Raw genomic sequence first — 12,240 nt, forward strand, 5'->3', positions numbered from 1 at the left:
GGCTTCGGGTGGGGGTCAGTTCAGATTGTCGAAGAGGTTCTTGAGGGCGGTACGGTAGCGGGTTTCGTCGCGGTGGGCCAGATCGAGATGGCTGCTGTCGGGGAATTCGATGAGCTGGCCTTGCGGGGCGGCGCTGGCGATGGTGACGGCGTCGTCGTAGTGGCAGATGGGGTCGTGTCGGCCGTGGAGGACGAGCAGGGGGCATGAAAGGTGGCGGGCCTGCTCGACGCGGTCGTAAGGCTGCCAGCGGGGGTTGAGCAGGCGGAGGGCGACGGCGGTAAGCGGCAGCAGGAGGACGACCGGCCAGCGGCGGGCGCGGAGGAAATTGGCGACCGGCTGATGCCATCGCGGGTAGGGGCCGTCGGCGATGACGGCTTTGATGCGCGGGTCTTGTGAGGCGGCGGCGGCGATGGCGATGCCGGCGCCCATGGAGTAGCCGAAGAGGACGACGCCCTGGGTGGTGTCGATCTGGTCGAGGATGTTGATGATGTCGTCGGCCTCGCGCGTGCCGAGTTGACAGGTGCCGTCCGCTTCGCCGTGTCCGGGGAGGTCGAAGAGGAGCAGTTGGCTGGCGTGGGGTGTGAAGAGATGGGCCCAGGTGAGTTGGCCGAGGCGTGAATCGCCGAAGCCGTGGATGAGGATGACGACAGGGCCTTGGGGTTGATCGCCGGGGATGAGCCAGGCGGGGCTGTCGTGGCCGTTGGCGAGGCGGAGGGTGAGTTCGGTGGAAGGTCTGCCGATTTGTTCCGGGTCGGTGGGCAATCCACGCGCGAGGGCAACTGCGTAGGTCTTGCGTGGCGGACGGCGCAATCGGCAGGCGATGGCGAAGGCCCCGGCAGTTAAGATGAGCAGCAAGGCGAGCAGTAGTAGGAGAAGCAGTCCCATGATCGGGCCATAGGATAGGGGCAGTTGGTGAGGTCTGCTGACTGTGGACGGCCGTCGGCGTGAAGCTGAATCAATTATGCGGACGGGGCAATGCGTGAATGTAAAAAAAGGGCGAATGCCCCCGACGGCATCCGCCCAAACATAAGCGTGATTTGTATATTGCTCATCTAACGCGGGGCGGTCACTCATCCCACAGCAAGATATTACATCATCTTAAAAGTGGGGTGAGGGTAACAATCAAAATACGACCCGTCAACGTTAATATCACGATTGACGTTGCGTGGTTGTCAACGGTGTAATGCCTCCATGCCCCGCAAAAAGACGATCAACCTGGCGATCCCCGAACCTCTGCTGGAAGAGTTCAACGAGGTGTGTCGGCACTACGGCCACGCGAAGCAGAAGGGGCTCGTGCTCAGCGCGGCGATCCTGATGTTCCTGGAAGCAGACCCGGCGGAACAGGGCGAATCGCTGGAGCGAATTCTGATTTCGGATGTCCGCGCCGGTGTGGATTCGATGATCCATCGAGCGAAGCAGGAACAACTCGAACGCATCAACCAGCGCGAAACGCCTGCGGCATCGCCTGCGAAAACGCCTGCGGACGAACCGCTGCAACTGGCGAAGGCGGCGAAGAAGGCTCGGCCGGGGAAGAAGGCGGTGGGGCGGATTTTGCCGACGCAGGGCGAGTAGTGGGGTGGGGAGTAGGGCGGGGGTTTGGGGTGCAGGATCGTTAAGACCCGCAAGCGTTCAGACCCACGGCTGCAAGCCGTGGGCTTTGAGCGCGATGGGGATGCATGTCTGATCGGTGTGAGCGGTCAGGGTTCGATGTTGTTTTTGCCGTCGTAGACGTGGCGGACTTTCAGGCCAACCTTTGCGGCGTGGCGGGCGAGCTTGGTGGCGATGTGGCGGGTTGGCGTCGGCGTGGGTGACGCGTTGTCGGCATCGGTGTGGGTGTGCACGGCCTGGTCGAGGCAATGTCGAAGCGCGTCGGCGGAGGCGTCGGGCGTGTCTTGCGTGGCGGGCTGCTGGAGTTGGCGGGTGAGGTCGAGGACGAACTGTGTCATGGCCATGCCGAACAGGTCGCAGTAGTCTTCCTTGTCGGCCACGTTTTCGCCGAAGTGGAAGAGCCAGGCCTCCATGTACTCATGGGATATGACTTGGATTTGCTGGGCTTCGGTCACCACCGTTGAAACTAGCAACTCGTGGGCATCATTGTCGCAGAGCCCGAGACATTTCTCTCCCTCGTGCTCGATGTAGCTGTCAACGAAGCGGACACGGTAGAGGAATGGGCCGACACGGAGAATCATGGATGGGCTCCGTCGCAGTTGTTCTTGTCATCAGAAATGTTGGCTCCACACTCGGGGCATGTAGTTCGATTCGCATCTAGAGTGCCCATCAGGTCGTAACCGCAGACGATACACAGGCCATTCGTAATCCGTTCAGTTCCCGACGAGAGCCCCCACGTAAAGCGGACGATGGCTGCGATAAGTAACAACAACGGAGTGCTGCCGAACAAACCCGTCCGTTGCCACGAATCGGACAGAAAAACGATCGCACTCCCCAATGTTAGCCCTGTCGCCATCGTCAACCCAAACACCCACAGCGATGCAATCCCGACTATCAACATTGAGACCAGCCACCACCGCATGAGTGCAGCGGTGAATATTAGAATCAACGCAAACGCAGCGGAAAGCATGCACAGCTTTCCCCCCAATATCACCATCAGCCATGCGGGGTCCATACAATCTCCCCTAACACTAAGCCTAGGAGGATTCCGAGCATTCTATGCCATATTGTACCGGAGGAGGTTGCTCGGCTTATTGGACAAACCGACAACACATCTCCATGTATTCGAGACAGATGACTTGAATCTGCTGGGCTTCGTTGACGGTGGTGGAGACGAGCAGTTCGTGGGCGTCGTTATCGCAGAGGCCGAGGCAGGGTTCGCCTTCGTGGTCGATGTAGCCATCGACGAAGCGGACGCGGTAGAGGAACGGGCCGACGCGCAGGATCATGAGGGACACTCCGCTGCGCTTCGTGGCTAATGGATGATCATGGTATCGACCCTGCGGTTGGGTTACGCGGGTTGGGGGGCGCCCACGGCGGCGGTGATCTTTTTGGCGGCCTCGGTGAGGTCCGTGCCGATCTGCATGGTGGGGATGTCGCCCTTGGCAGCTTCGAGGATTTTGCGTGCTTCCTCGACGTTCGTGCCTTCGAGTCGGACGACGAGCGGGACCTTGAAGCCGACGGACTTGGCACTGGCGACGATGGCGCGTGCGATGCGGTCGCATTGCATGATGCCGCCGAAGATGTTGACGAGCACGCCCTGGACTTTGTCATCGCTGAGGATGATGCGGAATGCTTCGGTGACGGCTTCTTCGCTGGCGGAGCCGCCGACGTCGAGGAAGTTGGCGGGCTCGCCGCCGTGGAGCTTGACGATGTCCATGGTGGCCATGGCGAGGCCTGCGCCGTTGACGAGGCAGCCGATGTTGCCGTCGAGTGCGATGTAGTTGAGGGCGAACTTGTTGGCCTGGAGTTCGCGGGCGTCTTCCTCGGTGGGGTCGTGGTATTCCTGGATCTGCTTCTGACGGAACATGGCGTTGTCATCGAAGCTGATCTTGGCGTCGATGGCGAGCACGCGGCCGTCGGGGTTGTCGCTGTCGGCGGGGGTGACGACGAGGGGGTTGATCTCGGCGAGGCTGGCGTCGGTTTCGATGAAGAGGCGGACGAGCTGGGCCATGATCTTGCTGGCCTGCTTGATCTGCTGTCCCTTGAAGCCGACCTGGAAGGCGACCTTGCGGGCCTGGTAGCCGTGGAGGCCGGCCTGGGGGTCGATGGATTCGCGGATGATGGCGTCGGGGGTGTGCTTCGCGACCTCTTCGATCTCGACGCCGCCTTCCGACGAGGCGATGAGCACGGGCAAGCCGGTCTTGCGGTCGACAGCCATGCCGAGGTAGTACTCTTTTTCGATGTCGACGCCGGCGGCGATGAGCAGCTTTTGCACCACGACGCCTTCGGGGCCGGTCTGCGGCGTGATGAGCGGCTTGCTGAGGATGGCCTCGGCAGCCTGCTTCGCTTCGTCGGCAGAGCGGACGAGCTTGACGCCGCCGCCCTTGCCGCGGCCGCCGGCGTGGACCTGTGCCTTGACGACAGCGAGGGTGACGTTTTCTTCCTTGCAGACTTGCTCGTAGGCCTTGGCGGCTTCGCTAGCGTTGTCGATGACAACGCCGCCGGGGACGGCGATACCGAACTGCTGCATCAATTCACGCGACTGGTATTCGTGGATCTTCATGGTTCGTGGATCATATCGACCGAGGCACGCGAGGCCAAGCCGGGGGGGGGATTGGGGTTTCTGGTTTTTGGTTTCTGGTTTCTGGTTGGGGGAGGGGTGGGGCAGTGCAGCTTAAGCTGCACTGCCTTGCGGGGGCGGGTTAATCGAAGATGACGATGAGGATCATCGCGAGCAGGGTGAGGCCGAAGCCGATGAGGATCAGCCAGGCGAACAGCTTGCGGAACGGGCGCTTTCTCGGGACGAAGGGCGCGTCGTTGTCGTCGTAATGTGGGTCAGGTTCGGTCATGGCTGGGCGTATCCGTCGGGGTGATTGCGATACCAGCGCCATGCGGTTTCGATGACGCGATGGATGTCGGTGTAGCTGGGTGTCCAGCCGACTTCGGTGCGGAGTTTGTCGGCGTTGGCGTAGAGGCTTGGCGGATCGCCGGGGCGGCGGGGGCCCATTTGGGCGGGGATGTCGCGGCCGGTGACTTCGCGGGCGGCGTCGACGATCTGCTTGACGCTGTAGCCCTGGCCGATGCCGAGGTTGTAGAAGCGCTGGTCGGCGGGATTGAGTTTCTGCATGACCATGCTGTGTGCGGCGACGAGGTCTTCGACGTGGATGTAGTCGCGGATGCACGTGCCGTCGGGCGTGTCGTAGTCTTCGCCGAAGATGGTGACGTGTTCGCGTTGGCCGAGCGCGACTTCGAGGATGATGGGGATGAGGTGTGTTTCGGGCTCGTGGTCTTCGCCGATGGTTCCGTCCGCGGCGGAGCCTGCGACGTTGAAGTAGCGGAGGGCGGCGAAGGCGAAGTCTTTGTTGGCGTTGGCGTAGTCGATGAGGATGCGTTCGACGAAGAGCTTTGACCAGCCGTAGGGGTTGATGGGGCTTTGGGGCATGGTTTCGACGATGGGCATGGAGGCCGGTTCGCCATAGGTTGCGCAGGTGGAGCTGAAGACGAGTCTGCGGACGCCGGCGTCGTGCATGGCCTGGAGGAGGCTGAGCGTGCCTGCGGTGTTGTTGTCGTAGTAGGTCAGCGGCTCGGTGACGGACTCGCCGACGTAGGCGAGCGCTGCGAAGTGCATGACGCAGTCGATCTTGTGGTGAACGAGCGCGCTGGTTACGGCTTCGGTGTGGCGAAGGTCGAGCTCTTCGAAGGGTACGTGCTTGCCGCTGGCCTGTTCGATGGCGTCGAGTGCGGCGCGGTGGCCTCGGTGGAGGTTGTCGAGCACGACGACGTGGTGGCCCTGCTCGCGTAGATGTTTGACTGCGTGTGAGCCGATGTAGCCGGCACCGCCTGTGACCAACACGTTCATAAGCGCGATCCCCTCAAGTGAAACGAGTGACTGACGTGGGGGTAGTTTAGCGGCCGTGGGGGAGGTGGGCGCGGGGCGCGCTTCGCGGCTAGCGCTTGCGGCCGAGGCGGGCGACGAGGCCGGTGATGGCGAGGCCGACGACGGTGAGCGTCAGGGATCCGATGACCTGGGCGGCGTCGGGCTCGAAGAACTGGCGTGGGTAGTCTTTGGGCTCGACGGGTCGGCCGGTGTTTTCGAAGAAAAGTTGATCGTCGACGAGGACGACGGGTTGGCCCTTGAGCATTTCGCCGGCTTCGGGGGGCACGCCGTGTTGGAAGGGCCATAGGCCGACGACCGCGCCGAGCAGCAGGCCGAGCAGGACGCCGAGGGTGATGCGTGGGAAGCGGTCGAGGACGAATTTGAGGGCGTTGGCGATGACGACGATGCCGATGAAGACGCCGAGTGCGACGGGGAGGACGACGCTTAGCACCGGTTCGCGGAGGGCGGCCCAGTCGGCGGCTTGCACGGCCTGTCGTGTCTGGTCGATGGCGTTGAGGATGGTGACGTAGACGCCGAGCACGAGCAGGAGGTATCCGCCGCTGAGTCCGGGGAGGATCATCGCGCCGGCGCCGACCGTGCCGGCGATGAACATGAGGATGAAACCGCTGCTGTCGGGGCCGTCTTCGCCGACGCGCATCATCTGCACGAAGGCGAGCGCTGCCATGGCGGCGAAGCCCGCTGCTGCGCCGATCCAGAACGGGCCGTCGCGTTTGGGTGACATCGCCCAGACGACGGGCACGCCGCCGAGGGTGAGGCCGATGAAGAGGCTGTACATGATCCAGGTTTGCTCGACGACGAGTTGGCCCAGCAGTCCGGCGAGGCCGACGATGCCGACGACGGCGGCGAAGGCGACGATGATGAGCACGAGCAGGCTGTGGCGGGTGAAGCGCAGGCGGGTGGCGTTGGCGATGGCCTGGACGAATTGCGGATAGATGCCGGCGGCGACGAGCATCGTGCCGCCGCTGATGCCGGGCACGAGGTTGGCGAGCCCCATGAGAAACCCGCCGAGCGCGGCTCGCACGGCCAGCAGCGGCGCCGCGAGGCGGGCGAGACTGGCGGCGGCAGGGACGGCAGGGACAGCAGGGGTGCCGGGGGTGCCGGGGCTTCCGGGGGTGCCGGCGGGCGCGGGGGTGGACTTTGACTCGGGTTGCATGGGGCTTTTTATAGCACGTTCGGACGCGGTCAAGTGAAACGGGGGAAAAGCGCGGTGCAAGCACCGCGGCTAAATGGGGGGCGAGTTCAGTCAGTCAGTCGATCGTTCGGTTGGCGGGCAGGCGTTCGACGACCACGCGCGCGAAGGCGAGGACGATGACGCAGGCCAGCAGCCACCATGTTTCGCCTTCGATGAAGCCGAAGTAGGCCATCGGCAGCGTGGCCAGCAGGGTGACGGCGTAGACGGCGAGCCTGGCTTGGGGGGCGACGGTGGGGACGAAGGTGGGGATCATGCAAAGCCAGACGTACGCGGGGAACGCGAGGCCGTAGAAGAGCAGGAAGCCGCGATAGACGAGCTCGCCGGTGACACGGCCGGCGTCGAGTGTGGGTTCGCTGACAGCCCAGAAGGCGAGCGCGCCGCCTGCAATGGCGAGCATGGCAACGCGATGGGCTCCGCCGTGGCCGCGATGCTTGATCAGTTCGTGCAGGTGGAGGGCGACGGTGAGGCCGGCTTGCAGCGTGAAGTGAATGCCGAGCACCCAGACGAGGGAGGTGGGCATGGCGGTGCCGAGCTCGGTCGGCTGCGTGAACGCCGGGCGCATCGCGACGGCGTAGAGCAGCGTGAAGATGATCATGGTGAGGAACACCACGCCGAAGCCCAGGGCGAACGCCCACCGGCCGGCTGCGGGATCGAGCGCCTGCCTTGCCCGGTGAAACGTGAGGTCGAGGTAAGGGCAGAGCAGGAAGCCGAGCACGACGCTGGGCGTGAGCAGCAGGAGGTCGCCCATGGTGCGCTGGGTGCCGGCGGCCGCGTGAGGCGATTCCGGTCCACCCATGATGAGCCAGGCCAGCAGGCAGGCGAGCGAGGCGAGCGTGACGGCGGCGGTGGCGGAGAGTGCGGTCGTGCGTTTTGCAGCGAGCATGACGCCGACGATGGCGACGCCCGCCGCGGCGAGCAGCCCCCACGTGCCCAATAGAAAAAAGCCAACCCACCCGACCGCGAAGACATGGAAGGCGACCGTGATCTCGGAAAAGCGGTAGCAGGCTTGCGGGTGTGCGCTGACGACTTCAACGCTGGCTTGCGGCCGGGCGATGACAAAGCCCATCGCGGCTGCGCCGATGACGTTGGGCACCGCGAAGACCAGCCAACCCCACGCGCCGAAGTCGGCCACGAGCAGGATCGGCCAGAGCATGCCGATCACCCATGTCCACGAGCAGCCGAGGAAGCACGCCCACGCGATCACCGCCAGGGGCCCGCGCGTGGGCATGGTCTGGCCGGGCGTTGCGGTCTCATTTGCTTGGGTGTTCATGCGGGGAAGTGTAGCGGCTGGCGTGGCGGCGGTCAGAGCGGTTGGCGGGCGAATGGGGCGGTGCGTATAAAAAATCTGTCGTGCAAGTTGTGATTTGACGACGTTTAACCGAAAATGACGAGCATGGGGGTGTCGCGCTGTGTGACGGCGCGGGAATCGGCCGTAAAAAGGCTGGCGGCATTTGCCTCGACGCCTGCGGCCCCGCATAATCCGGCTCATTGTTGAACTTCCATTCGACCGCGCTCAGGCAAGGTGGTGAAGTCTGTATGGCACAAAAGCGACGCCCCATCGGTGACATTCTCAAACGCTGGAATCTGGTCAACGACCAGCAACTGGAAGAGGCGACGAAAGTCGCTGAAGGCTCGGCGAAACGCGTTGGTGAAGCGATCGTCGGCCTGGGCTACGCCAGCGAGAACGACGTGGCCAAGGCGCTCGCCGCCCAGTTCGAGATGAAATTCATCGATCTGGACCAGCCCAACGTCATCAACAAAGAACACCTGCCGCTCATCCCCCAGGACATCATCAAACGCTACCACGTTCTCCCGCTGGGCAAAGAGAACGGCAAGATCAAAGTGCTCGTCCACGACCCGATGGACCTGGCGCTGATCGACGACCTGCGCTTCCGCCTTGGTGCGGAGCTTGAACTGGCGTTGGGGGCTCGCAGTAAAATCAAGGAGTACATCGAGAAAGCCTTCTCGGAAACGCAGGCGAGCATCGACCAGCTCACGCAGGACCTCAGTGTCGACACGTCGGTGGACATGTCGCTGGACCGTGGGTCTTCGCTGGACGTGGCGGGCAAGGAAGACGAAGAGGACGGCGACGATGCACAAAACTCGGCGATCATTCGCCTGGTGAATCAGATCATCGGCGAGGCGGTGATCACACGGGCGAGCGATATTCACATCGAGCCGTTCGAAGACCGCGTCCGACTGCGGTACCGCATCGACGGCGTCTGCCACGAACGCGACCGCATTCCCAAGCGGACGCAGGGCTCGGTGATCGCGCGTTTGAAAATTCTCGCGGGCATGAAGGTCGAGGAGAAGCGCGTGCCGCAGGACGGCCGCATCAAGATGAAAATCTCCGGCGACCCGATCGACTTCCGCGTGTCCGCCTGCCCGGCGTACCACGGCGAGTCGGTCGTGCTGCGTATTCTTCGTCCGGAGTCGGCGCGCATCGGCCTGGAAAACCTGGGTATGCGGCCGGACACGCTGGAGACGTTCAACAATATTATCAAACGGCCGAACGGCATCTTCCTCGTCACCGGGCCGACCGGTTCGGGTAAGACGACGACGCTTTACACCGCGTTGGACGTGCTCAATCGGCCGGACCGCAAGATCATCACCGCGGAAGACCCGATCGAATACAACTTCAAAGGCATCAACCAATGTCAGGTGAATGAGCAGATCGGGCTGAGCTTTTCCAGAATTCTCCGCGCGATGCTGCGACAGGCGCCCAACGTGATTCTCGTCGGTGAAATTCGTGACAAAGAGGTCGGCGAGGTGGCGATTCAGGCTGCCCTCACCGGCCACCTCGTGTTCTCCACGTTGCACACCAACGACGCGCCGTCGGCGATGACGCGATTGACCGACATGGGGCTTAAGCCGTTCCTCGTGGCCAGCTCGATTCAGGCGGTGCTCGCGCAGCGGCTGGTGCGTGTGCTCTGTGAACACTGCAAAGAGCCGGACACCGAGCCGAACCGTCGACTGATGGGGCTTTGCGGCTTCAAGGCCGCCGACCTGGAAGGGAAGACGATCTACAAAGCCGTCGGCTGCAAGCGTTGCGGTAATTCGGGCTATCGCGGTCGGCGAGGTATCTACGAACTGATGGTGATGAACAGCGAGCTTCGCGAGCTGGCGTTTAACCGTGCGCCGCTGACCAAGATCCGCCGGGCGGCGGAGCAGGCGGGCATGCGCAACCTGGTTGGCGACGGTCGGCTGAAGGTTCTCGACGGCAAGACGACGCTGGAAGAAATCTCGCGCATCACGCAGGTTGAAGGCATCGTTGAAGATGAACGAGACGAAAGTGATGAACATGCGGCAGCATGATGTAAAATGAAGCCAGTTGGCCCGCCGCCGCGTACTTGATTGGCGGGCCGACGTACCCCGCCAGCCCGCCGGGACATGCGCGGCGCGAATTCACTACCCGCATTCAGAGAAAATAATGTCGACCATCCACATTGACCGCCTGCTTGACACCGTCATCCGCCAGGAAGCATCCGACCTGCACCTGACCGTGGGCAAGCCGCCGACGGTTCGCATGCGCGGCCGACTCATCGAGTTGAAGACCAAGATTCTCGAACCTGCCGACACCGTTGAGCTGATGAAATCCATCACGCCTGAACGCTCGCAGAACGAGCTTCAGGAAGAAGGCGGCTCCGACTACGGCTTCGCGTACGGCGACCAGTCCGACGAAGAAAACAGCGCCCGCTTCCGTGTGTCGATCTTCAAGCAGAAGGGGCACGTCGCGCTCGTGCTGCGGCGGATTCCCAATAAGCTGATGGACCTGGACAAGATCGGCCTGCCGACGGTTGTTCGCGACCTTATTCGTCGGCCGCAGGGCCTGTTCCTCGTCACCGGGCCGACCGGTTCGGGTAAGACGACGACGCTCGCGTCGATGATCAACGATGTGAACATGACGCTGGACCGTCACATCATCACGGTGGAAGACCCGATCGAGTATTACCAGCCGCATAAAAAGAGCGTGGTGAACCAGCGTGAAGTGGGCAACGACGTGCCGAGCTTCGCCGAGGCGCTCCGCCGAGCGCTGCGACAGGACCCGGACATCATTCTCGTCGGCGAAATGCGAGACCTTGAGACGATCGAAGCCGCCATTCGCGCCGCTGAGACGGGTCACCTTGTGTTCGGCACGCTGCACACCACCGGTGCGTCGGGCACGATCAACCGTATTATCGACGCGTTCCCGGTGAACCAGCAGGCGCAGATTCGCGTGCAGCTTTCGACGTCGTTGAAGGCGGTGCTCAGTCAGCAGTTGCTTAGCCGAATCGACAAGAAGGGGATGGTCGCCAGTTACGAGTTCCTGCTGGTGACGCCGGCGATCGCGAACCTGATTCGTGAGAACAAGACGTTCCGTATTGACTCGGCGATTCAGACCGGCAAGAAGTTCGGCATGCAGTTGCTCGACGACCACCTCTGGTCACTGTTCGAGAAGGGCATGATCTCGGCTGAGGACATGATCGACAAGGGCAAGAACCCCAGCCAGTTGCTGGAGAAGGTGCACCGCGCGGGCCACACGACCGGCCGTGTCGAGCTCGACACCGACGACGAGGCGGAAGCCCCGGCGGGCGCGTCGGGCGACGGTAAGGGGTGATTGGGTTACCCATCAAACTTGGGTTTTGTGTTTGAGCTGACGCCCACGGGGTGACGCCGTGGGCTTCGATCGCACCCGAGTTTCATGTCCAATCCGTACGGTATGTTGATTTGAAACCCACTCAAAAGAAAAAGGCCCGCGGAGTATATCCGTGGGCCTTATCTTTGATATTGCGTTTTTGAGTTCGCGCGGTCTTGGCCGTGGTCGATCCGCGGCCGCGGGCACGTCAGCGAAGCATCTCAGGCTTCGGCGGGGCTTCGGCGACGGTGGGGCCGGGCACGATGCCGTAGCCGCGCAAACGCTCGGCGATCTCCGGGTTGCCATGGTCGACGTAGTAGGCCCACCGCAGCGCCCGCACGGCGTTCATCTCGTCGTTGATTTGTTCATAAAAGTCCGCCACCGCCACGTAGGGACGCGGGTCGCGGCCCTCGGCGAAGTAGGCGGCGGTGCGGTACGCGTTGCGAGCGCCGTCCGGGTCGCCGATTTTCATCAGGTAGTCGGCCTGGCGAAGGCGGTCGTGCGTCGTGTTGCCTTCACGCACGGCGTCTTCCAGCATCGCCTGCAACCGCTCGAGGCGGTCCTGCCGATACAACGCCTCGGCCAACCCGTCGAGAATGCGCGGCCGCCACTCCGGATCACGCCCGCGAAGCGTCAACGCCTGCTCGAACGACCGCTGCGCCCGGCCGGGCTGATCCAACTCAAGGTAGGAAAGCCCCAGATGGTAGTGAGCCCGGTAGTCGCTGGGCTGATTGTCCACGGCACGCGCATACTCGGCACGCGCTTGCGCATAGTTGCCCCCGTAGTAAGCGACCTCACCCTTCTCGCGGATCATTGACTGCGTCTCGCAGCCCGTGCTCATCAGCACAACGGGCAGCAGCAACACCGCGGCGGCGAGGGCGAACTTGTGGCGGAAAACAATACGGTTCATCTCTGAGCACCTCA

Annotated in this window: 12 protein-coding genes; 3 read left to right on the forward strand and 9 right to left on the reverse strand. The window is 62.9% G+C overall.

The window, feature by feature from the left end:
- Nucleotides 1–15 precede the first annotated feature (15 nt).
- On the reverse strand, nucleotides 16–885 hold the full coding sequence (locus tag ACERK3_04800; GenBank protein ID MFA9477609.1) for an alpha/beta hydrolase: 870 nt from the start codon (nucleotides 883–885) through the stop codon (nucleotides 16–18).
- 306 nt (nucleotides 886–1,191) lie between these two features.
- Between ACERK3_04800 and ACERK3_04805 the strand changes: the two genes are divergently transcribed.
- Nucleotides 1,192–1,572 carry a hypothetical protein gene (locus ACERK3_04805; protein ID MFA9477610.1) on the forward strand — a complete coding sequence of 127 codons (381 nt, stop codon included), beginning with the start codon at nucleotides 1,192–1,194 and terminating at the stop codon, nucleotides 1,570–1,572.
- Nucleotides 1,573–1,697: 125 nt separating this feature from the next.
- Here ACERK3_04805 and ACERK3_04810 read toward each other — a convergent pair whose 3' ends face one another.
- From ACERK3_04810 to ACERK3_04840, 7 genes are all read right to left on the reverse strand, one after another.
- Nucleotides 1,698–2,189, reverse strand: coding sequence for a hypothetical protein (locus ACERK3_04810; protein MFA9477611.1), 492 nt, complete (start codon nucleotides 2,187–2,189; stop codon nucleotides 1,698–1,700).
- A 510-nt stretch (nucleotides 2,190–2,699) separates the two neighbouring features.
- On the reverse strand, nucleotides 2,700–2,906 hold the full coding sequence (locus ACERK3_04815) for a hypothetical protein (GenBank protein ID MFA9477612.1): 207 nt from the start codon (nucleotides 2,904–2,906) through the stop codon (nucleotides 2,700–2,702).
- Nucleotides 2,907–2,959: 53 nt separating this feature from the next.
- Entirely contained in the window at nucleotides 2,960–4,174 is a 1,215-nt protein-coding gene (sucC, locus tag ACERK3_04820; protein MFA9477613.1) for an ADP-forming succinate--CoA ligase subunit beta, read from the reverse strand.
- Nucleotides 4,175–4,313: 139 nt separating this feature from the next.
- Nucleotides 4,314–4,460: a hypothetical protein gene (locus ACERK3_04825; protein ID MFA9477614.1), complete on the reverse strand. Its 147-nt coding sequence runs from the start codon at nucleotides 4,458–4,460 to the stop codon at nucleotides 4,314–4,316.
- The gene (gene galE, locus ACERK3_04830; protein MFA9477615.1) at nucleotides 4,457–5,470 is read right to left on the reverse strand and encodes a UDP-glucose 4-epimerase GalE; all 1,014 of its coding nucleotides are present in this window, start codon (nucleotides 5,468–5,470) and stop codon (nucleotides 4,457–4,459) included. Before galE ends, ACERK3_04825 begins: the two co-directional genes overlap by 4 nt.
- Nucleotides 5,471–5,558: 88 nt before the next feature.
- Nucleotides 5,559–6,662 carry a DUF368 domain-containing protein gene (locus tag ACERK3_04835; GenBank protein MFA9477616.1) on the reverse strand — a complete coding sequence of 368 codons (1,104 nt, stop codon included), beginning with the start codon at nucleotides 6,660–6,662 and terminating at the stop codon, nucleotides 5,559–5,561.
- Between the two features lie 94 nt (nucleotides 6,663–6,756).
- Complete coding sequence (locus ACERK3_04840; GenBank protein ID MFA9477617.1) at nucleotides 6,757–7,971, reverse strand: hypothetical protein; 1,215 nt, start codon at nucleotides 7,969–7,971, stop codon at nucleotides 6,757–6,759.
- A gap of 266 nt (nucleotides 7,972–8,237) precedes the next feature.
- On the opposite strand from ACERK3_04840, the gene ACERK3_04845 reads away from it, so the two are divergent.
- Together ACERK3_04845 and ACERK3_04850 are read left to right on the forward strand one after the other, a co-directional pair.
- Complete coding sequence (locus ACERK3_04845) at nucleotides 8,238–10,016, forward strand: GspE/PulE family protein (GenBank protein ID MFA9477618.1); 1,779 nt, start codon at nucleotides 8,238–8,240, stop codon at nucleotides 10,014–10,016.
- Between the two features lie 115 nt (nucleotides 10,017–10,131).
- The gene (locus tag ACERK3_04850; GenBank protein ID MFA9477619.1) at nucleotides 10,132–11,298 is read left to right on the forward strand and encodes a type IV pilus twitching motility protein PilT; all 1,167 of its coding nucleotides are present in this window, start codon (nucleotides 10,132–10,134) and stop codon (nucleotides 11,296–11,298) included.
- 226 nt (nucleotides 11,299–11,524) lie between these two features.
- Here ACERK3_04850 and ACERK3_04855 read toward each other — a convergent pair whose 3' ends face one another.
- Nucleotides 11,525–12,226, reverse strand: a complete 702-nt coding sequence (locus ACERK3_04855) for a tetratricopeptide repeat protein (protein ID MFA9477620.1) — start codon at nucleotides 12,224–12,226, stop codon at nucleotides 11,525–11,527.
- Nucleotides 12,227–12,240: the final 14 nt, after the last annotated feature.

It is taken from the genome of Phycisphaerales bacterium AB-hyl4 (genome assembly GCA_041821185.1).
Classification (GTDB): Bacteria; Planctomycetota; Phycisphaerae; order Phycisphaerales; family Phycisphaeraceae; genus Natronomicrosphaera; species Natronomicrosphaera hydrolytica.